At 55.2% G+C, this 26,060-nt stretch carries 18 protein-coding genes; 9 read left to right on the top strand and 9 right to left on the bottom strand.

All coding sequences use genetic code 11. The features are described 5' to 3' along the window. Positions 1-235: 235 nt before the first annotated feature. From DYY88_RS15340 to DYY88_RS15330, 3 genes are all read right to left on the bottom strand, one after another. Entirely contained in the window at positions 236-1,342 is a 1,107-nt protein-coding gene (locus DYY88_RS15340; RefSeq protein ID WP_039726765.1) for an ABC transporter ATP-binding protein, read from the bottom strand. 349 nt (positions 1,343-1,691) lie between these two features. Next, complete coding sequence (locus DYY88_RS15335) at positions 1,692-2,594, bottom strand: carbohydrate ABC transporter permease (RefSeq protein WP_039726767.1); 903 nt, start codon at positions 2,592-2,594, stop codon at positions 1,692-1,694. Then, a complete protein-coding gene (locus DYY88_RS15330; protein ID WP_039726769.1) occupies positions 2,591-3,577 on the bottom strand; it encodes a carbohydrate ABC transporter permease in 987 nt (328 codons plus the stop codon). Before DYY88_RS15330 ends, DYY88_RS15335 begins: the two co-directional genes overlap by 4 nt. 499 nt (positions 3,578-4,076) lie before the next feature. Between DYY88_RS15330 and DYY88_RS15325 the strand changes: the two genes are divergently transcribed. Beyond that, complete coding sequence (locus DYY88_RS15325; RefSeq protein ID WP_039726770.1) at positions 4,077-4,283, top strand: DUF2949 domain-containing protein; 207 nt, start codon at positions 4,077-4,079, stop codon at positions 4,281-4,283. Here DYY88_RS15325 and DYY88_RS15320 read toward each other — a convergent pair. Then, complete coding sequence (locus DYY88_RS15320) at positions 4,248-4,904, bottom strand: HAD family hydrolase (protein WP_160299543.1); 657 nt, start codon at positions 4,902-4,904, stop codon at positions 4,248-4,250. The genes DYY88_RS15325 and DYY88_RS15320 overlap by 36 nt on opposite strands. Before the next feature lie 320 nt (positions 4,905-5,224). Here DYY88_RS15320 and tnpC point away from each other — a divergent pair, with 320 nt between their 5' ends. Next, the gene (gene tnpC / locus DYY88_RS15315) at positions 5,225-6,709 is read left to right on the top strand and encodes an IS66 family transposase (RefSeq protein WP_130199468.1); all 1,485 of its coding nucleotides are present in this window, start codon (positions 5,225-5,227) and stop codon (positions 6,707-6,709) included. A gap of 19 nt (positions 6,710-6,728) precedes the next feature. Here tnpC and uvrB read toward each other — a convergent pair whose 3' ends face one another. Beyond that, complete coding sequence (uvrB, locus tag DYY88_RS15310; RefSeq protein ID WP_039727058.1) at positions 6,729-8,744, bottom strand: excinuclease ABC subunit UvrB; 2,016 nt, start codon at positions 8,742-8,744, stop codon at positions 6,729-6,731. 603 nt (positions 8,745-9,347) lie between these two features. Here uvrB and DYY88_RS15305 point away from each other — a divergent pair. From DYY88_RS15305 to ribBA, 3 genes are all read left to right on the top strand, one after another. Next, positions 9,348-11,120, top strand: a complete 1,773-nt coding sequence (locus tag DYY88_RS15305) for a sugar phosphorylase (protein WP_039727056.1) — start codon at positions 9,348-9,350, stop codon at positions 11,118-11,120. 96 nt (positions 11,121-11,216) lie between these two features. Further along, positions 11,217-11,813, top strand: coding sequence for a 3-isopropylmalate dehydratase small subunit (leuD, locus tag DYY88_RS15300; RefSeq protein WP_039727054.1), 597 nt, complete (start codon positions 11,217-11,219; stop codon positions 11,811-11,813). A gap of 430 nt (positions 11,814-12,243) precedes the next feature. After that, positions 12,244-14,001 (top strand): bifunctional 3,4-dihydroxy-2-butanone-4-phosphate synthase/GTP cyclohydrolase II, encoded by a 1,758-nt coding sequence (ribBA, locus tag DYY88_RS15295; protein ID WP_201279004.1) that lies wholly within the window; start codon positions 12,244-12,246, stop codon positions 13,999-14,001. A gap of 81 nt (positions 14,002-14,082) precedes the next feature. Here the strand turns inward: ribBA and DYY88_RS15290 are convergent, their stop codons facing one another. Beyond that, positions 14,083-14,865: a response regulator transcription factor gene (locus DYY88_RS15290; RefSeq protein WP_084607069.1), complete on the bottom strand. Its 783-nt coding sequence runs from the start codon at positions 14,863-14,865 to the stop codon at positions 14,083-14,085. A gap of 513 nt (positions 14,866-15,378) precedes the next feature. On the opposite strand from DYY88_RS15290, the gene DYY88_RS15285 reads away from it, so the two are divergent. From DYY88_RS15285 to argZ, 3 genes are all read left to right on the top strand, one after another. Continuing rightward, on the top strand, positions 15,379-16,521 hold the full coding sequence (locus DYY88_RS15285; RefSeq protein ID WP_039727053.1) for a hypothetical protein: 1,143 nt from the start codon (positions 15,379-15,381) through the stop codon (positions 16,519-16,521). Between the two features lie 361 nt (positions 16,522-16,882). Further along, positions 16,883-17,116, top strand: coding sequence for a DUF2283 domain-containing protein (locus tag DYY88_RS15280; protein ID WP_039727052.1), 234 nt, complete (start codon positions 16,883-16,885; stop codon positions 17,114-17,116). 358 nt (positions 17,117-17,474) lie between these two features. Next, the gene (argZ, locus tag DYY88_RS15275; protein WP_039727050.1) at positions 17,475-19,580 is read left to right on the top strand and encodes a bifunctional arginine dihydrolase/ornithine cyclodeaminase; all 2,106 of its coding nucleotides are present in this window, start codon (positions 17,475-17,477) and stop codon (positions 19,578-19,580) included. 176 nt (positions 19,581-19,756) lie between these two features. Here the strand turns inward: argZ and DYY88_RS15270 are convergent, their stop codons facing one another. Further along, entirely contained in the window at positions 19,757-20,752 is a 996-nt protein-coding gene (locus tag DYY88_RS15270; RefSeq protein WP_039727047.1) for a heme o synthase, read from the bottom strand. A gap of 90 nt (positions 20,753-20,842) precedes the next feature. Then, positions 20,843-21,826 carry a COX15/CtaA family protein gene (locus DYY88_RS15265; RefSeq protein WP_044151230.1) on the bottom strand — a complete coding sequence of 328 codons (984 nt, stop codon included), beginning with the start codon at positions 21,824-21,826 and terminating at the stop codon, positions 20,843-20,845. 478 nt (positions 21,827-22,304) lie between these two features. Here DYY88_RS15265 and DYY88_RS15260 point away from each other — a divergent pair, with 478 nt between their 5' ends. Then, positions 22,305-23,975 carry an alpha-amylase gene (locus DYY88_RS15260; protein ID WP_072041327.1) on the top strand — a complete coding sequence of 557 codons (1,671 nt, stop codon included), beginning with the start codon at positions 22,305-22,307 and terminating at the stop codon, positions 23,973-23,975. A 60-nt stretch (positions 23,976-24,035) separates the two neighbouring features. Here DYY88_RS15260 and DYY88_RS15255 read toward each other — a convergent pair whose 3' ends face one another. Then, positions 24,036-25,616, bottom strand: a complete 1,581-nt coding sequence (locus DYY88_RS15255; protein WP_130199467.1) for a nucleoside triphosphate pyrophosphohydrolase family protein — start codon at positions 25,614-25,616, stop codon at positions 24,036-24,038. Between the last annotated feature and the right edge of the window lie 444 nt (positions 25,617-26,060).

The following is a 26,060-nucleotide window of genomic DNA, read 5'->3' as shown; positions in this document are numbered from 1 at the left end:
TGTCAGTCTAATGCCCTGATATGGGTGATTAGGTAGACGCATTCAGTATAATCACCCTCCTAAATGCTGAGGATTATCGAGGTGTGTTTGGGCGATCGCCCTTAACCCAGTTCTCGCATTAAGACTTTGGGGGTGATGCCCTTAAATGGTTTGAAAAGCAGGCGAAGTGAGACTGGTCAGCTAAGCCAAGACCGTTAATCGACGGCAGAAAACCGATGCCTCAGCAGCCCATGTTTTAAGCCAAGACATGCTCGGAGGCTTGCTCAAAGAGATGAAACCGATTCATATCAAAGCTGACGCGGACAATTTCGCCGGGGGTGAAGCGCGATCGCGGATCGACTCTGGCTAAAAATTCATGCCCGTCCGCCAAGGCAAGATACACGATTTCTTCGTGGCCCATCATTTCGACGACGGAGACCGTCGCTTCAACTTCGCAGGGGTTGATGCCAGGGGGTGCAAATTTGGGGTTGTAGATGTTTTCGGGGCGGATGCCGAAGATGACGGGGGTGCCGATGTGGGGCTGGTAGCGCGATCGCTCCTCTGCTGGAATCGGCAATCGCAACGCGCCCGCTTTAATGAATAATGCATCGCCCTCGGGCTTCAGAGTCGCGTCAAAGAAATTCATGGAGGGGCTGCCCATGAAGCCAGCGACGAAAACGTTGTTGGGCTGGTCGTAGAGGGTTTGGGGGGTATCGACCTGCTGCAAAATGCCCTGATTCATCACGGCGATGCGGCTGCCCATGGTCATGGCTTCTACCTGATCGTGGGTGACATAGATGAAGGTGGTGCTCAGCTTTTTGTGCAGCTTGCTGAGTTCGGCGCGGGCTTGGACCCGCAGCTTGGCGTCGAGGTTGGAGAGGGGTTCATCCATCAAAAAGGCAGCGGGGTCACGGACGATCGCCCGCCCTACGGCGACCCGCTGGCGTTGCCCTCCCGAGAGTTGTTTGGGTTTGCGATCGAGCAGGGCTTCGATGCCGAGTTGAGTGGCGGCGGCGTGAACGCGAGTTTGGATGTCGGGTTTGGGCGTGCCCTGGAGTTGCAGGCTAAAGGCCATATTTTCAAACACGCTCATGTGGGGGTAGAGCGCGTAGGACTGGAACACCATCGCAATGTCCCGTTCTCGGGGGGACAGCTCGTTGACCCGCTTGCCATCGATATAAATGTTGCCGCTGCTGATGGATTCGAGTCCGGCGAGCATCCGCAGGGAGGTGGTTTTGCCGCAGCCGGAGGGGCCGACTAGGACGAGAAATTCGTCTTCGCCAATGTCGAGGTTGAGGTCTTTGACGGCGACGAAGCCGTTGTCGTATTGCTTGGTGACTTGTTCAAATACGATGTGCGCCATGCTTATGACTGTAGGTGACTGGACTGTGGATCGGAGGGATGGGTTAAATATTGGGGGCCGCGGGACGAGTTTTTGGGGTGCCGATTAGCGGTTTTAGATTTGTGGGTAGGGTTCGTAAGATGAATATTTTGGTTGATCAAGCAGGGGGCGACTGGGGGAAATTTTGCTTTCCCCCAGACCCCCATCAACCAGGACGACCCGCCGTCCTGGACCTCGCGAAAGGAGTGGCTGGTTTGGTTTTTGAGGGGGCGAGTACAGTTAGCGATCGCAGTTGTGTTCATCGGGGCTACCAGCCGCTGCCCCGATATCGGATGCTTGGAGGTTTGAGGCATAACTGTTAGCAACCTGATTACCCCTTGACTGAACCGGCTAATAATCCTCGGACAAAGTACCGCTGCAAGGCAAAGAACACCAGCAACGGCACAATCATGGAGATAAATGCGCCCGCTGTGAGCAAGTGCCAGTCTTGACCGCGATCGCCCACCAGGTTGCGCAGTACCAGCGTGACGGGGGCGACATTCTGATTGCCGCCGAGGTAGACCAGCGCGACGAGCAGATCGTTCCACACCCAGAGGAACTGGAAGACGGCGAAGGAGGCGATCGCGGGGGTCGAGAGCGGCACCACAATGCGGGTGAAAATTTTGAGGTGGGACGCGCCATCGACGGCGGCGGCTTCGATCAGGTCGCGGGGTAAGGTGCCGATGTAGTTGCGCAGCAGGTAAATGCCGAGGGGCATGCCGTAGCCGGTATGGGCCAGCCAGACGGCGAGAAACGTCCCGGACATGCCCAACGTGTTGTAAGCCCGCAACACCGGAATCAGGGTCATTTGCAGGGGCACCACCAGCAATCCCACGATGACGACAAACAACAGTTGCCGACCGGGAAAGCGCATCCAGGCCAGGGCGTAAGCGGCAAAGGTGGCGATCGCGATGGGCATTACCGTGGCGGGAATGGTGATAATCAGGCTATTCAAAAACGCTTGGCCCATGCCTTGTCCAGTCAGCACGTCGGCATAGTTGCCCAGGTGAAACTGTCCCGGATTGAACGGCGGCGTGAAGACCGTCCACCAGCCCGTTTCGAGCAGCACGTCCGGCTGGCGAAAGGAGCTGATCAGCAGTCCGGCAGTGGGCAGCGTCCACAGTACGGCAAGGAGAATGACGACCAAGTGGACGGGGGCGGCGGTGAGCAGCTTTTCCACCCGATCCATCAGGGTGAGGGATTGGGGCGATCGCTTTTCCGGTAATTGGATCATCGGTTGGCCTCCTGCTGCTGAAATCGGCGAATGTTGGTCACCATGACGGGAATCACCGCGAGGAGCAGAATGACCGCGATCGCGCTACCCCGGCCAAAGTTGCGGAAGTTGAACATCTCTTTGATCATGCGACTGGCAATCACGTCGGTATCCAAATTGCCGCCCGTCATCACAAACACGATGTCAAACACCTTAAGCACCAGCACAATAATCGTGGTGGACACGACGACGATGGTGGAGCTAATCATGGGAATGGTGATGCGCCAAAAAATCTGAAACTCGTTCGCCCCATCGATTCGCGCCGCTTCGATCACGTCTTTGGGAATGCCCTTCACTGCCGACGACAGCAGCACCATGGCAAAGCCCGTTTGCAGCCAGATCATGATGGCAATGAGGGCAAAGTTGTTGACGGTTTTGTTCACCAGCCAGCCAATCGGCTCGAACCCCAGCGCCACCACGATCGCATTCAACAACCCAATCTGCTCCACACCGGGGGGCTGATAGGCATAGACAAACCGCCAAATCACACTCGCGCCCACAAAGGAAATCGCCATCGGCAAAAAGATCAGCGCTTTGGCGAGGGGTTCATATTTGACGCGATCCACCAGCACCGCAATCACCAGCCCCAGACTGACGCTAATGCCCGTCACCAACACCAGCCACAACACATTGTTGCGGAAGGCGATGAGCATATCTGAGTTGGTGAAGGCAAATATATAGTTGTCGAACCCGACCCAGGCTTCCGATCGCCGATCCATAAAACTGATGATGACCGTGCGAATGGTCGGCAAAATCAGAAATGCGGTGAGCACCGCCAGCGCCGGAGCCATGTAAACCCAAGGCAAAATGCGAGATCGCAATTGATAGGGCAGCCGATTGACCAAAATATTGGCGGCATAAAATAACGCGATCACGCCACCGGAGCCCAACACAATGGCGGCGATCGCACTGAGTAGTCGAATGATGTTGGAGCTTTCCTGCATTGGGGTCACCCAAGCGCGACGATGGCGACAGCTTCTAAACGCAGTCCGTGCCCATTACACCAGAAATGCGCCCCACCACAACCTGTTAAAAGATAGAAATGCCGAACTAAAAGATAGAAATATCGCCATTATTCACCACTCAACGCCGCAATGACGGGTGAGCGAATTGAGGTTTGCCCCAGCGGCGGCGACGGGATGACGGTGGTTTCAGACCCGGATCAGGGCGAGTCTCTAGCCAGCGAAATAGGTTCGAGCCAGCCGGGTACTGACTTGGCAACAACCCTGGTTAAGGGAGCGCGATCGCCCTCGTACCCTGTCATGAGACGAGGACTTAAGCCACCCAAACGTTCAAGATATGAACGGGTATAGAACTTTTTGAGGTGTGATCAGTAATTTTTTTTGATCTTGTGGCAAAATCCCTCGAAAGTCGCTACTAAAAGTGTCCTTTCATGGCTACACTACGTTAACTGTCTGTAGTAAATCGCACCTAATCCAGCCAATGACCACACAAGCCCGCCTAATTGAATACTTAGAAAAAGAGATGGGCTTGTCAGAGGATGCGATCGCACTGGCGGTTCGTCAAGCCGGAGCCTTGCCCAATCTATTGCCGATTGCGCTCTGGAAATATGGCCTAATCACAGCGGAACAGTTAGATCAAATTTTCGACTGGTTAGAGGCCCCGCAACCAGGTCAAAACTTCGTGTAGTGACGCAAAAATTTGCTGGGCGATTTCCTGTGACGTCGCGGTTGGCACCTGTAAGTCGGGCACCATCACCACTGACATCCCTGCTGCCTGTGCTGCCTGGACACCAGCATTTGAGTCTTCTAATACCAGACAATCAGCAGGTGATGCGCCTAACAGGGTTGCCGCTGCAAGGAAAATGTCAGGGGCTGGCTTGCCTGCTGTGACCTGATCAGCGGTCACGACGGTCGTGAAGCGATCGCGAATTCCCGCCATTCCCAGACATAACTCGGCTTCTGCCGCCAGGCTTGACGTTCCCACAGCTTTCGGTAAGCCCTGTTGCTCTACCCAATCGAGTAGCGGCAGCAAACCGGGTTGCAGTTGAATACCTTGCTGTTGGACGAGCGATCTCCACTGCGCTTCCCAACGCTCATTAAAAACCTCAACCGGAAACTGATCGCCATACATTTCCACAAACAGACGATCGGCTTCAGCGCTGCTGCGTCCCACCAGACTGAGATACAGTTCCGTTTCAAGCGTGAACCCCAACTCTTGAGCTGCTGCCTGCCAAGCCTGTTGATACAGTGGCTCACTGTTGAGCATCAACCCATCCATATCAAAAATGAGCGCCTGAGGGGCTACCATTCGCATCTACCTGCAAATAACTAAAGATGACATCGCGAGGGTAGCAAGATTTGCTCGCGATGACCCACTGGGGGGCATGATGCGACAAGCTGACGCCCCAACTGACGGATGGTTAAGCGTGGCGATCGCTAAATAAGTAGGTGGAGATAAATAGACGTAGGTATATGTAGGTTGTGGTTGAGGAACGAAACCCAACGCCTGCATGGGTTACGCTGCGCTAACGTACGTGTTTAGCGTCTGTGTTCGGTTGTCATTCCTCCCAGCAGAGAAAAGGAGGCTTAAGGTAGTGACTATCGCGCTGATAGGATGACCGAACGCAATTGTCCCAAGAACCGCTATCCGCCCCTGAGAATACCCGTAACGCGAAAGCGATCGCCCTAGAACGAGTGGTCGCCTTCGGTCGTCAGTGGCTAGCGGAGGATCCGGAGCAATTGCTTCAACACTTTGCCCGCCAAGCCGAGCAACTGCTGCAGTTGCGGGCAGAATTACGGACCTGTCAAGCCCAACTGCAGACTGGTCAGGCTGAGTTACAGCAGCTTCAGGACGAGCTACATCGAGGCAGCGTTGCTCCGTTTCGTCGGACACCCGAGGAGTCGGCCAAAGGGCCTCCAAAGCCGGGTCGCAAACCGGGTCATCCGGGCGACTGGCGACGCTCGCCGGCGCCCTTGGCGAGCGATGAGCAGATTGAAGTCCCGCTGATGGCATGTCCTGACTGTGGCGTAGCCTTACCATTCTCAGATCAACGAGCGGTGGAACAAACGATTCTCGAAATTCCGGAAATACACCCGCGGGTAATTCGCTTACGCACCTATCGAACCGAGTGCGGGGCTTGCCAGCAAACAGTGTCATCCACCCATCCGCTGCAAGTGTCCCAAGCGACGGGTGCGGCGGGCACCCATCTCGGTCCTCGCGCCTTGGGGTTGGCGGCGGCGTTGAATAAAGACCTGAAACTGACGATGCGCAAGACCTGCCGTGTGTTGCAGGAGATGTTTGGCCTGTCGCTTAGTCCTGGTGGCTTAGCGCAAGCGACTGGACGCATCGCCACGGCGCTGCAAGGCGCGTACGACGAGAGCTTGGAGACCTTACGCCAGAGCCCGGTCATCCATACCGATGAGACGGGTTGGTGGGTCGGTGGTCCCGGCTACACCCTCTGGGTGTTTACCAATCCCACGACCACTTACTATCGCGTCGTCGAGCATCGCGACCGGGCCACGGCGCAAGCCATTCTGTCAGACACCTTTCAAGGGGTGTTGGTGAGCGACTGTTTATCCATCTACGATGGGCTCGACGGCGTCCAACAAAAATGCTACGCCCACCACCTCAAAGCCCTCTCCAAAGCGCTGAGGAGCGAAGCCGGACAAGGCTCCAGCTATTTACTCGAACTGCGCACCCTGTTGCACACGGCCTTGCTGCTCAAACGACTGGTCCCTGATTTGGACCCCGTTCAACAACAGCGCAGTCGCGATTTCCTCGAAACTCGCTTTGCCCAACTGCTGGCTCATCCCCGACCGCCCGACACCTCCCAGGGACAGCAAGAGGAAAAGCTGCGGCAGCGCTTGGCTAAGCAGCAAGACCACTTGCTCACATTCCTGGACTACCCGGAAGTCAACGCCACCAACAACCACGCCGAGCGGCAACTACGCCCCGCGGTCATCAGTCGTAAACTCTCCTGCGGCAACAAAACGCTCTCCGGGGCCACCACTTGGAGTGTGTTGGCCTCCTTAGCCGCCACCTGCCAACAACGAGGCGACTCGTTCATCGAACAAGTCGCCCAAGCCATGGTGCGGCAAAATCGCGCTGCTTAAATCGACGCTAAACACGTACCTAATCAGCCACGGGCGATCGCTTGCCTAGCAACCGATCCCGTAATTGTTTAACGCGATCACGATACTTGGCTGCTTCTTCAAAATCGAGATTTTTGGCCGCTTCTTTCATTTGCTTTTCGAGCTGGCTAATGAGTTCCGGAATATCTTCTAGCGCCAGGTCATCCTTCTGCTCATAAACCTCATCCAGTTCTTGCACGTTCAAGCGGCGGGACACTTCCAAAAAGGACAAAATCGCGTTGCTCTTTTTACGGATGATGGCCTGGGGCACAACGCCGTTGTCTTCGTTGTACTTTTGCTGAATCGCCCGCCGCCGCTCCGTTTCGTCAATGGCCCTAGCCATGCTGTCGGTCAGGTTATCGGCGTAGAGGATGGCCTTGCCCTGCACATGTCGCGCCGCTCGGCCCATGGTTTGAATTAGCGATCGCTCCGCCCGCAAAAAGCCCTCTTTGTCCGCATCCAAAATCGCCACTAGAGAGACTTCCGGCAAGTCCAACCCTTCTCGCAGCAGGTTGACCCCAATCAGCACGTCAAAGTTGCCGTCCCGCAAATCTTGAATCAGCTCAATCCGCTCAATCGAGTGAATTTCCGAGTGCAGATACCGCACCCGCACATTCTGCTCGTCAAGATATTCCGTCAGATCTTCGGCCATGCGCTTGGTCAACGTCGTCACCAGCACCCGCTCATTGCGCACTGCCCGCTCGCGAATTTCGTCCAACAGGTCATCGACCTGCCCCTCCGTGGGCCGCACATAAATTTCGGGATCGAGCACCCCCGTCGGACGAATGATTTGCTCGACCACACGCCCCTCTGAGATCTCAATTTCCCAGTTACCTGGCGTCGCCGACACAAACACGCATTGATTGACCTTTTCCCAAAATTCCTCCGCCTTGAGGGGACGGTTGTCGGCGGCGCTGGGCAGGCGAAAACCGTGTTCGATCAACACCATTTTGCGGGCGCGATCGCCGTTATACATGGCGTGAATCTGGGGAATGGTGACGTGGGATTCGTCAATCACCAACAGCCAGTCCTTGGGGAAATAGTCGATCAAACACTCTGGCGGCGACCCGGCAGGACGCGCGGCTAAGTGGCGGGCATAGTTTTCTACGCCGTTGCAGTAGCCGACTTCTCGCAGCATTTCTAAGTCATAGCGGGTGCGCTGTTCTAGTCGTTGCGCTTCTAGCAGCTTGCCTTCTTTTTCCAAAATTTCGAGGCGATCACGCAACTCATCTTGAATCGCCTGACACGCCGCTTCCAGCTTTTCATCCGGCGTGACAAAGTGCTTGGCAGGATAAATGTTCACCGCCTCCATACTTTGCAGCGTCGCCCCCGTGACGGGATCAACGTAGCGAATGGCGTCGATCTCATCGCCAAAAAATTCCACCCGAATGATGCGATCTTCATAGGCGGGGCCGATTTCCAGCACATCCCCTTTGACGCGGAATCGGCCACGCCCCAAATCCAAATCGTTGCGGGTGTACTGAATCACCGCCAAATCCCGCAGCACCTGGCGCTGGTTCACCTCCATGCCCACCTGTAGGGGAATGGACGCCTTCAAATACTCCGACGGAATCCCCAAACCGTAGATGCAACTAATGGAGGCCACCACAATCACGTCGCGCCGCTCAAACAGCGATCGCGTGGCGGAGTGCCGCAGCATGTCAATTTCTTCGTTAATCGACGCCGTTTTCGCAATGTACGTGTCCGTCACCGGGACGTAAGCTTCCGGCTGGTAGTAGTCGTAATAGCTGATGAAATATTCCACCGCATTATCGGGGAAAAACTCGCGCAGCTCGTTGCAAAGCTGCGCGGCCAACGTCTTGTTGTGGGCCAGCACCAAGGTCGGCTTGCCAATCTGGTTAATCACTCGGGCCATGGTGTGGGTCTTACCTGTGCCCGTCGCCCCCAGCAAGGTCTGGTATTTATGCTGGTCTTGCAAATATTGAGTGAGACCGGCGATCGCTTTGGGCTGATCTCCCTTAGGTTCAAAAGGAGCCTGAATATTGAAATCGCTCACAATGTCTATCTCACACCTTGCCGACAACAACTGTTTCATGATGGCGGATTTTTCCCATAGTTGTAGGTGTCGTGGGCAACGGAATTGCCGCTAGCAGCTGCACCCCTGACATCTTTGCTAGCAATTTGAGTAACTTCGGCCCCAAGCCGGTCGGTCACGGGTTTGCGCCGCCCTCGGTCGGGGCAGGATGAGTCCCGGCTCGATCAGCTTCAGCAAGATGTCGTGTCAGGGATTACAAGACTTTTTGGTCAGAATGCTACGCTATCTCGGTAAAACCGCTGGGGGTGATGCGATCGCCCCCTCCTTTCACAACCAAGAGCACCTTGCTGGCGGATGGGCGCATCGGAGCTTCCCGGCTACCGCAAGCAGTCGCCATTGCTCGACTGGGCTCAAGACTTTGTTTGACCTTTCGAGTTATTGCTGTCTTTGCCATTACGTGAAGAAATTGCCCAGGTTATGTCAAATCCGCTGATTTTCGAATGGGATGATCGATAGTCACTTTTAAGCCCGATGGCACCCTGATTGGCACGCCTCTCTAACGGTGTCGGCAGCTCGTCTAAATCTCTAATTTTTTTCTATCTGTTCTGTTATTAATGTTTGCTGATGGATTTTTCTGCACGTATTCAACCCTTACTCAGCAAGGTGTATTCGCCTGAACAGGTGGAAACCCTGATTCCACAACTGCAAGCTCTGTTGCAACCTCACATGCAGCAAAGCAGTCGCGAAAACTGGCGCAAATGGAGCCACGACAACGTTATTTTGATCACCTATGGCGACAGTCTCGTGGCCGATGATGGGCGATCGCCACTGACCGTGCTCGCTGAATTTTTAGAAACTCACCTCAAAGATAGCCTCACGGGCGTCCACATTCTGCCGTTTTTTCCCTATACCTCAGACGACGGCTTTGCCATCAAAGACTACACCGCAGTGAATCCCGAACTGGGCGACTGGGAAGACGTGAAGCGCATCAGCGAATCGTTTAATCTGATGGTCGATTTAGTCATTAACCACGTTTCCAGCCAGCATCCGTGGGTCAAGCAATTTCAAGCCGGGGAAAAACCGGGTTGCGATTACCTCATTGAGGCTGATCCCCTAGATGAGCAGCTAGCCGAGGTCGTGCGGCCCCGCAGCTCGCCGCTGTTGACCAAACTCGAAACGGTCGATGGTCCCAAACACGTCTGGAGCACCTTCAGCAGCGACCAAATCGACGTTGATTTCAGCAATCCTGATCTGTTGTTGGAATACGTCAAAATCATTCTGTTCTACGTGGCGGCTGGGGCTCGCTACATCCGCTTAGACGCCGTCGGCTATTTGTGGAAAGAAAAAGGCACCCGCTGCATTCATTTGCCCCAAACCCACACCATGGTGCGCCTCCTGCGGGAACTGCTGCAAATGATTGATCCCCGCATTGCCATCATTACGGAGACCAACGTCCCCAACCGCGAAAACCTTAGCTACTTTGGCAACCGCAACGAAGCGCACATGATCTACAACTTCAGCTTGCCGCCGCTGGTGCTGAATGCGTTGATGCAGGGGCGATCGGACTATCTCAAACAGTGGATGATGAGTATGCCCCCAGCCCCCATTGGGTGCGCTTACTTTAACTTCACTGCGTCCCATGACGGTATTGGCCTCCGCCCGACGGAAGGACTGCTCACCGCTGACGAATACAATTCACTCCTGGAGACGATGAAGTCATTTGGGGGCAAGATCAGTATGCGCAGCCATGCTGATGGCTCTGAGTCTCCTTACGAAATCAATATTTCCTTGTTCGATGCCATGAAAGGGACGATCGCCGGTGAAGATGAATGGCAGATCGAGCGCTTCCTCTGCTCCCAAACCATCATGATGTCGCTAGAAGGCATCCCGGCGTTCTACATCCACAGCTTGCTCGCGACTCAGAATAACCATGAAGGCGTCATCCATACCGGGCACAACCGCACCATTAACCGCTTTAAGTGGAATATTGAGGCATTGGAAGCAGCCCTGGCCGACCCCAACACGCCCCATGCCAAAGTCATGGCAGAACTTTCCCGGTTGATCAAAATTCGTCGTCGGCAGCGAGCCTTTCATCCCAACGCCACCCAATACACCCTGCATCCGCTCAACCAGGCGATTTTTGCCTTTTGGCGACAAAGCATGGCCCGCGATCAGAGCATTTTCTGCATTCATAACCTCAGTCGCGAGGTGCAGGAATTACGGCTATCTGATCTAAATCTGCTGGATACCGACGAGTGGACTGATTTGATTTCGGGCGATCGCCTCACCACTTTAGATGCCGCATATATCCTTCGGCCTTATCAATCGCTGTGGATCACCAATAAGATTGACTCGGCGGAAGACCACATGACCCCCGACCCCTTGCTCGACGAATAGCACGCCAACGGCAGCGGGGCAGCCACTAGCCTGAGCTGATGGCTGCTCAACGTCAGGCGGTATGATGAAAATCCACCACAGAAATTGCAATAGCGTATGTCTCAGATCAAGACCGTGTCGGGGCCAGGGCTGCCCCTCAAGGGCGATGACATTGATACCGATCGCATCATTCCCGCCCGCTTTCTCAAGTGCGTCACCTTTGACGGCCTAGGCGAACAAGTCTTTGCGGACGATCGCACTCAACTCAACGGTCAACATGCCTTCGACCAGCCGCAGTATCAAACCGCCGAAATTCTCGTGGTGAATCGCAACTTTGGCTGTGGTTCCTCTCGCGAACATGCCCCCCAAGCGATCGCCCGCTGGGGCATCAAAGCCCTGATTGGCGAAAGCTTTGCTGAAATCTTTTTTGGCAACTGCGTGGCGATGGGCGTGCCCTGTGTCACGGTCAGTTCCGACGTCGCGAATCAACTGCAAACCCGGATCGCCACCCAACCCCAAACGCCGCTCACGCTTGATCTCGACGCCATGACCGTCACGATGGGCGACTTCACGGCTCCGGTCGAACTCGCAAGTGGCCCACGCCAAATGTTCACAGGCGGCACGTGGGATGCCACGGGGCAATTGGTCGCCCAGAGCGCTGACATTCAGCAGACGGCGGCTAACCTGCCTTACGTCGCCTGGCAAAGTGTATAGCCCTAAGACCAAGAGAATCCACCAACATCCCAGTGGTTAGGGCAGACGAGATGTCTGCCCTGGGGTAGCCGAGACGGAGTATCTGTTTAGCGACAGCGGGGGATCTCAAGCCCTGCTAAACAGATACGACGGCTATCCCCACTGATTCTCATTCCTCAACCTGAGCCAGGAATCTTTCTCTAAACGAAATCTGGTTGACATCTCCTCGATTTGTCGGGGCGAACAACCGTTCGTCCCGACGAGATACCTGTCGGTTTTCAGGGTGGTTGAATGTGGATGCGGTATGACACTCCAGCAATTAATACTACAACCCCCTATTTTGTGGTGTTAATTGCTGACAGAAATCTGGATGACGGGAACAATCTGCCGTCAGGGATCAGGTCAGCACACTAGAATCGATAGTGAGGACGAATGAGTGAAATAGGAAATCTTGGCGAACCTTGAGGACGTGAACCCGGCAGGCATCTCACCAGCAGAGCCCGGTGACTCAAGACAGTTAGCGTTTACCTTTGACAGCATTGACGGTGCCCTACAAGATTTAGCCGCTGGCAGAGCGATCGTCGTTGTAGACGATGAAAACCGTGAAAATGAAGGGGATGTGGTCTGCGCAGCCCAGTTTGCGACCCCAGACATGATCAACTTCATGGCGGTTGAAGCGCGCGGCTTAATTTGCCTGGCGATGACGGGTGAGCGACTCGACGAACTAGAGCTGCCCCTGATGGTGACCCAGAGCTCGTTTGAAGATGAAAACGAGCAAACTGCCTTTACTGTCAGCATTGATGCAGCCCTGAAGTGGGGGGTTACCACAGGCATCTCAGCCGAAGATCGAGCCCGCACCATTCAGGTGGCCCTGAATCCCAGTGCGCAGCCGCAAGATTTGCGTCGCCCGGGGCATATCTTTCCGTTGCGGGCCAAGGCAGGCGGGGTGCTCAAGCGGGCGGGGCATACCGAGGCCGGGGTTGATCTGTCTCGGTTGGCAGGGCTGTATCCCGCTGGCGTGATTTGTGAAATTCAGAATCCGGATGGGTCGATGGCGCGGCTGCCCGAGCTCATTGACTATGCACAGACCCACGGCCTGAAACTGATCAGCATTGCGGATTTGATCAGTTATCGGCTGGAGCATGAGCGGTTTATCAAGCGCGAGGCGATCGCTGCCCTGCCGACCCAGTTCGGTCACTTCGATATTTACGCCTATCGCAACCTGATGGATAACTCAGAGCACGTTGCGCTGGTTAAGGGCGATCCGGCGACTTTTGCCGACGAGCCAGTCATGGTGCGAGTCCATTCGGAATGCCTGACGGGCGACTCTTTTGGGTCACTCCGTTGCGACTGTCGCATGCAGCTGCAGGCCGCTCTCAAGATGATTGACGCGGCCGGACGGGGGGTGGTCGTTTATCTGCGTCAAGAAGGCCGCGGCATTGGCCTGGTCAACAAGCTCAAAGCATATTCACTGCAAGACATGGGGCTGGATACCGTCGAAGCGAATGAAAAATTGGGTCTGCCAGTCGATCAACGCAACTACGGCATCGGGGCACAAATTTTGAACGATATTGGCGTGCGCCAGTTTTGCCTGATCACCAACAATCCACGCAAGATTGCTGGATTGAAAGGGTATGGACTCGACATGGTCGATCGCGTGCCCCTGATCATTGAAGCCACCCCATACAACTCTCACTACCTGGAAACTAAAGCCCAAAAGCTCGGGCATCTGCTGATCCAAACGTATTTGGTGACGATCGCGATTCAGACCAAAGCCGACTTTTCGGCGATCGCGGCCAAATATGAGCAGTTGGAAAAAGTGCGGGAACTAGCTCACCAAGCGGGGTTCTTAGCGCAGGAAGAGGTGCGATCCGTCGCAGTCGCGCTCTTTGGCCAAGGCAAGCTCATCGTTAATCTGGGGCTCGAAGCGCCGCAAGCCGTCTCCCCCGGTTGGTATAACCAGGCTGGGGCAGAAACCTGGCGATCGGTCACCCAAATTTTGGACGAACTGGTGCAATCTCCCGATCTCGAACAGCTCGAAATGATTGTGTCAGACGGGGCTGACCCCTTTAACCATCTGCAAGTGGGGCTCAGCCGTCAGATCTTCTCGCTGCAGCCGAGTCCCGATATGCTCTATCCCTCCGAGTTGCAAGGGCGCTTGCAGACTCAACGCATTTACATCTTTACCCGACATAGCATTAACGATTAGCCGCCCGAGGCGGGGCGATCGCTAACCTTGCATACGACGCCACGATGCCGATCTGAGCAGTGCAACTGACCACAGTGCAACTTAGCCAAACCGATAACCAAATCCGCGCAACGTCACGATGTATTGGGGTTTACTGGGGTCAGCTTCCACCTTTTCGCGCAGCCAGCGAATGTGGACGTCTACGGTTTTGCGATCGCCCATAAAATCCGCCCCCCAAACCTGATCAATCAGCTCCTCTCGACTCCAGACTCGATTAGGGTGACGCATAAACAGTTCTAAAATCCGCAGTTCTTTCGGTGACAACGCCACCTCACACCCTGCCACCGTTACTCGAAACTCGTTCAAATACAGCACAATCTCGCCATGACTCAAGGTCATCGGTTTAGGGGGCGCTTTTGCCCGCCGATAACGCCTGAGCAACGCCCGACATCGCGCCACCAATTCCCGCATCCCAAACGGCTTCGCCAAATAATCGTCAGCGCCGACCTCTAGCCCCACCACGCGATCGGTCTCGCTCGCCTTGGCACTCAAAATCAAAATGGGTATATCCCAGTTGCGATGACGAATCAAACGACAAAGATCAAGCCCACTGACCCCTGGCAGCATCAAATCCAAAACCGCCAGATCAAACGGCGGCATCCCATCCGAGCGTTGTGACGGCAGACTGTTCAACAGTTCCAGCGCCAACGTACCATCAGCCGCCACATCAACGCGGTACCCCTCTGCCTTCAGCGCGAGCCCCACCGTCTCGCGAATCAGAGCTTCATCATCGACCAATAAGATGTGGTTGGGCTGTAAGGCAATCCCCGCCTTTAAGTGATTTTCTAAGTTTTGCACTAGGATGCCGCTGATAACATCTGTCATCTGAATCTGTATCTCAGCGCCTCAATCGCTTCATGACAATGCGAGACGGAGCCACAACAAGAAACCACCGACCAACTGTGTCACCGAAAAGCAATGGCTATTGGTGCATTCAGCCTTACCGAACCTTTGGTTTAACTGTCAGACGGCGTCTTTACCCTATGACCTTTGGGCCTATCGTCTGAGGCATGGCTTAAGACCAGATCATCCTCAGGTTAAATTTGACTAGCCGGTTCTTAATCTTGACCGGACTTTGTAGCCCCCGATGGCCAGATATGGCAATGCTCTTGTTGCCGCTGGCAATCCAGCTAACCGTCTGACTCACGCCTAATCTACGGGGGGAGCTCACTGGCTTAAATGATGGCTGCTAGAGCCATCGTGATCGCCGTGTGCCGCCATTGTCGAACGGCATCTTCAGCATTTGCAAAGTAACGGACAAGACATGCGACGTCCCCACCACAAAGCAGAACTGACCGTTAGTATTGAGTTAGAGATTGGGTTAAGGCCTTAAAACACATGGAAGATGCCACCTGGTTAGATGTCGTGATCAAGCGTCTTCGCTTTTTTACTCGACCTCTGCCGCTCGCTTCAACGGTAGGGGTGCTGCTGCTAGGAGTATTTGTGTGGGATTATTTGCGCCATCCCGAATGGTTTGGGGCCTTTGAAGATGATGCAGTGGGTCCTAGCGAAGAAGCTGATTTATCGGGACTCACCCCAGAAGAACAAGCCGCTGCAGCGGGGTTGGATAGCCTGACCGTCTTGATGAATGAGCTCGGTGTAGAACCAGGCAATAATCCGCGCATTCAGGCACTGCCGGAAGGCGACATCACGAATCAGTCCTCATTCTTGAATGAAGTCTTGGCGCTATCCCAAGGCAACAATTCGGGCTCATCGATCGCCACCAGTCCTTTTTCTGACTATTTACAGCAATATCAGTTTGGCCGCAACTCACGGTCCACTGAGTCTACTGCTAGTAATACCGGCAGTCAGTTTAGCGGGATTAGTTTTAATTCCTTTGGTCGGTCCTCGGCTACAGAACGACGACCGATCAACCCTTTAGCAGAAGCATTGCAGAATCAGGCTGGACTAGCTGGAGCGGTATCGACACAATCCGATTCGCAACTCGCGAATGAGCTGCGATCGCTCTCCAGCAGCGCTCAGCAAACCGCTACAACAACTGGTGAAGGCGAAAATGCGACTCGAGAGAACGGTCAGTTCAACCTACCGCCGGGCGAATTCAACTCGCAAATCACCACCATCCCCGGAGTCGATTTTCCGGTCTTACCGACACAACCCCAAATGTCTCCCCCACCGGGCACTACCGGCTACACTGCCCCGGCTTCCCTGAACCTGATACCGCCCCTACCTGGCACCAGCACATCGACGATACCAGGGAGTACGTTGGCTACTCCGACCTCAGGGTTCCCGGGCACCGCCTCGGGCACTGGTGTGCCTAACCTCAACTCTCCGAATGTTGATGTCAGTAATGGCTTCACGCCCTATACGCCCGTGGGGGGGAGTACCGCTACCCCGACGGTGGCCCCGCCGCCGCCCCCTTTTACAGCTCCGCGGGCGCCTGGAGTTTACACCGGGGGCGGCTACATCAACACATTTTCTAACCCCAGTGGCTCATCGAGCAGTAACCCTAGCGGCAACTAGCCTTAGACCGAGAGTCTCCCGTCAGCCTGTTGTCAAAGTTCGGCTGACCTAATCTACAGAGTTGAGTTTGGCGATACCTGAGTTGATTCGCCAACCCTAGCTCAACCGAGGGCGGCATCAGGGAACCGCGATCGCTCGCAAAGGCGTTGCGCCAAACTTTGATCGCGGCCCTGGGGTTCAAACGACGCGCGTCTGAAATCACCGCGTGCTAAGTTGAGATTTCCTGAGTCGTTATCGGCGAGTCTGTTGAGAAACGTTATAATTCAAGGCTGTAAGGGAATAAGAGGGTGCCCAAAATTCTTTGTTTAGCAAGGTTTTTGCCGACTTATTCTGGTTTTATTGAAGACGTTTCCTTTTCCACATGAAAGTCATTTATGACCCGGACAAAGACATTTTGCAAATCGCTTTTGTGAAAGCGGTGATTGAGGAAACGACCCAAATTTCGCCTGGTTTGATTTTGGATTACGACGAAGATGGTCAGGTGGTGGGCTTAGAAATCAGGAGAGCTTCCATCAAAACCGATAGTCCGTACGCCATCTCATTCAACGTTGGGGAAGCGAATTTAAATAAGCCTCAGCCTCTGAGCAAAGAATAGTCTGGGCGGCCACGAGGAATTCCTGTGCAGAGCTGCTGGCAGGCGAGAGTGCCGGTTTGTGTCAAAACATTGAACCGACCGATCGCAGCAAACCCCCCAGATTCCTGCCAAGACAGATTTCTGCCAAGAAGAGAATCGTGACGTCGAGTTATACCGAGAACGGGCGACGCTGTCGACCAAATCCTCAAATGTTGGCACTCTTGGCTTTGTCAGGAAATCATGAAACGTGGTGACTGTGAAGAGCAATATTGTGACTTGGGGAATCAGTGGTCGGTGATAATTGAGAGTCGGAGAAAAGACGACCTCAGTCGGTGATTTAGCGTCGCGTAAACATATTGTTTCAGCAGGGAAGCGGACTATGACACAGCCAGTGCAAATTTTGATGTGTGCACCTCACCACTACGAGGTCGATTACGTCATCAACCCGTGGATGGAGGGGAATATTCATCGCTCGTCGCGCGATCGCGCGGAAGAGCAGTGGCACCAGCTCTATGAAATCTTGAAGGAGCACGCGACGGTAGAACTGGTGGAACCGCATCCCGGCTGGCCTGACATGGTGTTTACGGCCAATGCTGGCTTAGTGTTAGGCGACACCGTCGTCCTCAGTCGCTTTTTTCATCCCGAACGCCAGGGCGAAGAGCCTTATTTTGAGCAATGGTTTGCGGATCAGGGTTTTACGGTCAAAACGTTGCCCAAAAGCCTGCCTTTTGAGGGCGCTGGCGATGCGCTGCTCGATCGCGCAGGCGAGTTGCTGTGGGCGGGCTACGGCTTCCGCACAGAGCTGGATGCGCATCCTTATTTGGCCCAGTGGCTAGATGTGGAAGTGCTGTCGCTACGGCTGATTGATCGGCGCTTTTATCACCTCGACACCTGTTTTTGTCCCCTGACGGACGGCTATCTGCTCTACTATCCTCCTGCTTTTGACACCTACTCTAATCACTTGATTGAGCGCCGGGTGCCCGCAGATAAGCGCATCGTGGTGGATGAAGTCGATGCCGTGAATTTTGCCTGTAATGCGGTGAATATTGATCACACCATCGTGCTCAATCAGGCTAGTGATCAACTCAAAAAGACGCTTGTTGCGCGGGGCTTCCAGGTGGTGGAAACACCGTTAACGGAATTTTTGAAGGCGGGCGGGGCAGCCAAATGTTTGACCCTGCGCGTCACGGAACCGCGCCAGGCTTCGCCTCGGGCCACGGCGATTCAAAACCGCATTGTGCATTTTGAGGGCCACCTGCTGGATTCGGGTCTGGTCAACCGGGCGCTCGATACGATTGTGGCCGGAGGCGGCAGCTTCCAAGTGTTGAATTTCACCTTGGGCGAACAGCGTCAGGACGTTTCCACCGCCGAAGTCAAAGTGTCGGCTCCCGATGCCGCCGTGATTGAAGACATTCTCGGGCAACTGGTCGATTTGGGCGCGGTGGTGCAGTCAGAAGACACGGCAGACGCCCATTTAGAAGCCATTGTGCAAGCTGGGGTCGCGCCCGACGACTTTTATGTGACGGCAATTTATCCGACGGAGATTTCGGTAGATGGGCGCTGGATTCCGGTGCAGGCTCAGCGGATGGATGCCGCGATCGCGGTCACCCAAACCGCTGATGGCCCGGTGGCTTGTTGCAAACTCCTGCGCGATTTACAGGTGGGCGAGTCCGTCGTCGTGGGCAGCGAGGGCATTCGGACCCGGCGCAAGGACACGAGTCTCAAACCACGCTCCAGCGAAGAATTCAGCTTTATGGGGGCGGGGGTCTCTAGCGAGCGCCGCGTGGAACTGGTCGTGGAGCAAATTGCCTGGGACCTGCGCCGCATTCGCGATCAGGGTGGCAAAGCCGTGGTTACTGCAGGGCCAGTCGTGATCCACACGGGGGGCAGTGAGCATCTGCAAACGCTGATTCGTGGCGGCTATATTCACGGCCTGCTGGGGGGCAATGCGATCGCTGTTCACGATATTGAGCAGGCGCTGATGGGCACCTCTTTGGGCATGGACATGCAGCGTGGCGTGTCGGTGCATGGTGGTCACCGTCACCACCTCAAGGCGATCAATACCATTCGCCGCTGTGGCAGCATTGCTCAGGCCGTCGAGCAGGGCGTATTGCAAAGCGGGGTGATGTACGAGTGCGTGAAGCACAACGTGCCATTTTCACTAGCTGGCTCCATCCGTGATGATGGGCCGCTACCGGATACGCAGATGGATTTGCTGCAAGCCCAGGCAGATTATGCGCGGCTGATTGAGGGAGCGGATCTGGTGCTGATGCTCTCGACCATGCTGCACTCGATTGGGGTGGGCAACATGACTCCGGCGGGCGTGAAGATGGTGTGTGTGGACATTAATCCAGCGGTGGTGACGAAGTTGAGCGATCGCGGCTCGCTAGAATCCATTGGGGTGGTCACCGATGTCGGACTGTTCCTCAGTCTGCTAGTCAACCAACTGAACAAACTCACAGGCGAATACGCGGCCCCAGTATAGTCTCATGCTGAGGCGAAACAGGTTTGACGTTCCCTGGCGCTGACCCCAGCCAGCAACCTAATCGATCAAGAAGCCGCTGTATTGATTTCCAAAAGATGATCAATACAGCGGCTTTTGAGTGAGAGACAACGGCCTGTTCTAGCAGTTCGAAGCGGCTGGGCCGATAAACCTTGGGGTTATGCGCCCGTTAACAGCGGCATCAAGACGCTGGCAAATTCGTAGACCTGCTGGCTGAGGGCGGTGATCGCGGCGCGAGTCACCGGCAGACTATCGATCACCATCCCAGCTGAGAGGGCCATCATGTAAAGGATGGAGTATTTGAACAGAGACTTGGCCTGATCGCGATCGCTGGGCGTTTGCAATAAGTCCCAAGCCTTGCGGAGAAAAATCCAGCCTAGGTAGAGTGCGATCGCCCCATAGACCCAACCGGTTGCATGCAGCGGCACCGTCATCAATAAAGTAATCGGCACCAACAGCAGCGTATAGGCCCAGATTTGCTTGGCAGTCGCTTCATCGCCCACGACCACTGGCAGCATTGGCACGCCGACCTTGGCATAGTCGTCTTGAATCACCAGCGCCAGCGCCCAAAAGTGCGGTGGCGTCCAGATAAAGACGATGGCAAAAAACAGCCAGGCGGCCCAGCTGAGTTCACCCGTGACGGCAGCCCAACCCACCAGGGGCGGAATCGCCCCCGCAGCGCCGCCGATCACAATATTTTGAGTCGAAGAGCGCTTGAGCCAGTGAGTGTAGACGCCCACATACACGGCGATTCCGACCATTTCGAGGGTGGCACTAAGCACGTTAGCGACCAATGTTTGCAAGGCAAAGGCCGTCGCCGCCAGCACCACCGCAAAAATCAGCGCATCTCGCAGCTGAATGCGACCGGAGGGAATCGGGCGATGCCGAGTACGCTCCATATCGAAGTCGATATCGCGATCGTAGATGCAGTTAATCGATTGGGCCGAGGCCGCCGCCAGGGCCCCCGTCAACAGGGTTACCAAGAGCAACAGCGGCTCAACCGTGCCCTGTGCCGCGACCAACATGCTCGCCGCCGTCTCGATTAACAAAAGCGGAATAATTCTCGGCTTTGTGAGTTGCCAATAGCTGCGGCAAACTTGCCAAAAGCTGTCGTGGTGAGGCGTGGGACTCTGCCAAGTGGGAGAAGTCTGCATATGCAGTGAAATCCTTAAAAATGAGAAAGCAAGTATGAAAATGAGGGCGATCGCCCGTCTTTGATAACCGATAACTCGCTGGCCGCAGGGCTAAATCGTGGAAGCAAGTCGCGAGGTATCGTCGGCCAGGGCGGTGGGAGCCGCTTGGCGATCGCGCCAAGCCAATACGGTAAAGGCCATTAACGCAGCGGTCAGGGTCGCGCCAACGGTATGGTGAGTCACGGTCAACGGCTCGACCTGAAGGTGTAGCTGCAAGGTGGCAATGCCCAGCACAATCTGGCTCGCCAATAACGTGCCGATCAACATCGTGAGTCGTCGCAACCAAGGATGCAGCGCCGGCGTACGCCAAGACACCAGCAGCAATCCCAAAATGGCGACAGTAGGCGGCACGACGCCAATCAAGTGACTATCCATAACCTGACAGAGTTGGGCACCGCCGAGGCATTGGTGGGCGGCCCAGCGAGAGCCCACGAGGGCTCCCAACAAGCACTGGATGTAAACCAATCCAGTCGCGATCGCCCCAATAAAGGGCAATCGGCCAGAAGTGCCCAACCCCTGATAAGGCGTCAAGCCCAAACCAATCACCAACAGCGTCAGCAAAAAGGCGAGGGCCGTGCCCAGATGCGCGGTGACAATATCAAACCGCAACAGTTCAGTCACCGTGAGACCACCCAGCGCCCCCTGCACCATGATCAACAAGACCGCTCCGACCGTGGCCCCAGGCAGCCAAGTCGGCACATCACGACGGCACCACCAAGCCTGCACCGCTAACCAGATCGACATCAAGCCAATCAGCGACGCATCCAGCCGATGAAACCATTCCAAAAAGACTTGCAGGTTCATTTGCTGGCTCGGCACCAGCTGGCCATAACAGAGCGGCCAATCGGGACAGGCCAATCCGGCATTCATGACGCGAGTGGCGCTACCAACGGCCATCAACGCCAATGTCGCGATCGCGAGTTTCCAAATCAGCCGCCGCAACCGCATCGGAGCGGCCAGGCGTTTGTCAGCGCTAAATACGCTAAATAAATTTTGTAATCGCGGAGCAGAATCAAAAGGGATGTTGGCTGACATAGAAATTAAACGTGCAATCCAGAACCCTTAAACCCGGCGATAGTCAATCACCAGCAATTGCTGACAGCGCTATCTTCTCCGAGGTGGATTGCTATCACTTTAGGAAGAGTGATTTTAATTCCGTAAAAGCTTTAGGGTTTTCTTCGGAATTTATGGAACGATTCAATAACTCTTGTAACGTTTCCTAAAGCCTGATGCGATTCTGGTATCTGAGACGACAAAACCTTGCTAGTCGGGGCATTTCTTTGATATGCGGCGATCGCGGCGGAATGTTCCAGTGTTTTGCTGCGATCGTGCCAAGGCTGCCGTAGTCGATTAAATTTGACCAGAGCCCCGACTTTATTTAGGCGGTTTCAGAGATGGCTCTGGCGACTGGTGATGCGGATAGTTTGAGTCCAGTTTTCGAAGACGACTGCCCATTCCCTGTCTTGAACGCCGTACGCTAAGGCCACTTCGTCCTCCACCCTTGTGCGCTTCTATGTCGACACCTTTTCAGCAACTCAAAGAAAACTTTCGTGCGATCGGCAAAGCCCTCCAGGCTGATGTCCTGAAAACCGCCGAACTGGCCCTCCAGGATTGGGTGAAGACTAACGCCCCTGCGATCGCCGCCAAAAAAGCCCCCGCCGAATTCAACGGCACCATGATGCAGTGGTTTCACTGGTACATCGAGCCCGACGGCACCCACTGGCAAAAGCTGAAAGAAGACGCCCCCATGCTGGCTAATGCGGGCTTCACCGCCCTTTGGCTGCCCCCGGCTTACAAAGGCATCGGCGGCAGTTACGACGTCGGCTACGGCATTTATGACCTGTTTGACCTGGGAGAATTTGATCAGCGCGGCACCATTCGTACCAAATACGGCACTAAAGATGAGTACGTTGCAGCGGTGCAAACCTGTCGCCAAAACGGCATCCAAATTTACGCCGACGTGGTGTTTAACCACAAAATGGCCGCTGACTTTGAAGAAGAATTCGATGCGATCCCCTACGATCCCCACAATCGCAATCAGCCACTGGGGGGAGCCCGCCAGATCCGCGCGTGGACAGGCTTTGACTTTCGCGGCACCAACGGCAGCGGAGGCCGGGGCGACCAATATTCCAGCATGAAGTGGCACTGGTATCACTTTGACTCAGTGGATTACAACAGCGCTGATCCCAACTTCAAAGCCGTGTGGAAAATGGCCGACAAAAGCTTTGAAACCAAGGTCGACTTAGAACGCGGCAACTACGACTACCTGATGGGCAGCGACCTGGATATGAACCACCCCGAAGTCAAAGGCGAATTGAAATATTGGGGTGAGTGGATGCTGGATGAAATCGGCGCGGACGGCTTTCGGCTCGACGCCATTAAACACATCAACGGCGATTTCTTTAACGAATGGCTCGACCATCTCGAAGCCCACACCGGACGCGATCTGTTCTGCGTCGGCGAATATTGGACGTATGACTTTGGCACCCTGAGTTGGTATATCGGCAATGCGGGGGGACGGCTCAACCTCTTTGATGCGCCACTACACCACAACTTCCACAAAGCCAGCAAAGCAGGCGGCAACTATGACATGCGGCGCATTTTTGACGGCAGCCTGATGAAAGAGCTGCCCTTATTTGCCGTCACCCTGGTCGAAAATCACGACACGCAGCCCTTGCAGGCTTTGGAATCGATTGTCGAGTCTTGGTTTAAGCCGCTAGCCTACGCCATTATTTTGCTGCGCGAGCAGGGCTATCCCTGCGTCTTTTATGCCGACTACTACGGCGCACACTATCGCGACAAAGCGCCCGACGGCAATGAATACGAAATTTGGATGGATTCTCACCAGTGGATCATCGATCGCCTTTTGTTTGCTCGCAGTAATTTTGCCTACGGACCCCAGTACGACTACATCGACCATTTCAACACCATCGGCTGGACGCGACTCGGCACGGAACATCATCCCCACGCGATGGCGGTGATTCTCAGTGACGGGCCAGCGGGCACCAAATGGATGGAAGTGGGCAAGCCCAATCGCCCGTTTTATGACATCACGGGCCACATTAAAGGGCCGATTCACACGAATGAATATGGCTGGGCCGAATTTCGCTGCAACGGGGGTTCCGTCTCCGTCTGGGTTGAGCAAAATCCGCTGCTGTCTCAACCAGAGAACATGAATGGCTAACCGACTCTCTACGTGATGGCCCCAAGGGTGCCATAACCTGAAACCTAAGGAAGTGCTGACTTAGAAGGTCGAGGTCAAAAAGGTCAACTCAATCTGCCAGCGCAGGGCGAGGGTTGGCAGCTGTAAGTCAGGAAATAGGTCGTCCTGTGGTGACCATAGCTGTACCGGGGGAGCCGTCATCAGGCTAGCCAATACTGGCGATCGCGCCGCCACTGTTTGGTTAATCTGGCTAGTTAACTGCTCAACTGACCAGATCGCCACCTGCGATTGAAAAACCGGCGGCAGGTGCAGTAGATCGGTCGCCGCTAAAGTCGGCGCGGCGGCGATCCATTCGCTCGTTGCGACATCCAGAGCCGCGATCGCCTCTCCCTCTGATAACAACACCAATTGGCCCTGACTCATCAATGTGCCCGACTGCCATGGACGCCCAGACTGCAATTGCTGTGCCGACAGCCCCCGCATCAGCGGCATATATTCCTGACTCGCTTGAATCCATAACCATTTCACCTGGTTGCAGAGCTCTGACAACGAGATCGGCGAGTGGCCCAGCGTCAGCCCCCCCAATTCAGGGGCCGCTAGGCTGCTGAGCACCGTCTCTAACAACGCAGAGAGCGTGAGTTGAGGTTGCCCGCGCGCATATGCCACCACCCGCTGGCCCAATGCCTGCTGCTGCCGGGCTGACATGGCCGCCACCACCGCTCCCGGCTCCGCAAAACTCAGTTCCGCATCCAGCGTCCACGGGTAAGCCTGGGCGGGCGCATTCAAAATCGCAGTGCTAGTCTCAATCACAGTTGTGGGCAGTGCTTCCGCTTCCCAAACTCGCGCGGTGGGCAATCCCGACGCTTCGACATACGCCAGGGGCATTTCCAACGCGGTGGGCTCGGGTGCCGTAACCTGCATCGTCAGAGGCAGCAAGGGCAAGACGAGTCGCGCTTGAGCCGTCATCCACGGGTGATCTGGCAGACAGAGTTGGACGGCGACTCCGGCAAACCAAGGACGGAGGCCGGGCACTAGAGCAGTGCTGCGATCGCGGATCTGGGTTTGCAACGTGGCCGCCGTGACCCAGGGAGCCGCAGGCAGATCGAGCAATTGCATAGCCGCCTCTGGCGCCACCGCTGGCACCAAAGAGCCCCAACTTTGCGTCGTCAGATCGAGGGTGTAAGTCACCTCATCCGTTTTAATTTCCAGCATGGGCACCAGGCGAATGCCATAAACCTGAGGCCAGTCATGAATGTTAGCGGCAACCCCTTCCAGCAGTTGCATCGCGATGGGCATACTCGCCGCGATCGCCCATAGCCAATCCGCGCTCAACTCAGTCAACAAACGGGGGGAGCCCGCACTGAGCCGCTGGGCCGCCGCGGCTGCCGTCGTCTGAGGCTCTGCTTGTAAAGCCTCTAACAGTTCCTCCGCTTCATCCATCACATAGGGCAACAGCGTTTCAGACGTTTGGGGCTGATCTGTCGGCCAGCCGCTATCCGCTGCCATCAGCGTATGCAAAATTTGCTGCAGTGCTGCCGTTTTTTGTTGCACATCATCGCTGGGCCGCATCGGTGCAATCACCATGGCCGCTGGCTCATCAGGCTGACATATCCCCTGAAAAAACTGGTAACCCGTCAGTGTCGAAGCAGAGTTAGAAGACATCGCGTTAAGTTCAAAGCAGAAGAATAAACCGTCGGCCCGCAAGCGTTTGCGCGACGTCGAGCGCACCATTAAGCATGACTCTGCCTCCTGGCTAGCACTCAATGGCGTCATCATGCAGGCTGTGCAGCCCTCCTCGAAGCGGTGACGCACCGAACGTTGGGGACGACTCGTCTGGCAATCACGGATCGGCGCTCGCTCAAAATCTACCGGGCTCACCTTTAGGGACTCGGCAAACGCCAGTATCGCCCCCATTCTAAGAGCGTTTTTTCTATCAGTCCGGGCGTTTCACCGTTTGTAAAGTAAACATCTATGACTGGTTTTAACGAACCTGGCACATGATTCGCCACTGCCCAGTACATCCCTGGCCCCTAGCCATTCTCCAGCAACGGGTAGTCGCGATCGTAGACCTTGTTCCCGGCGAACAACGGATTCAGTTCTCATCGC

This window comes from Leptolyngbya iicbica LK (genome assembly GCF_004212215.1).
Taxonomy (GTDB): domain Bacteria; phylum Cyanobacteriota; class Cyanobacteriia; order Phormidesmidales; family Phormidesmidaceae; genus Halomicronema; species Halomicronema iicbica.
The sequence above is the reverse complement of the archived record's forward strand: the minus strand, read 5'-3'. Positions and strand labels throughout refer to the sequence as shown.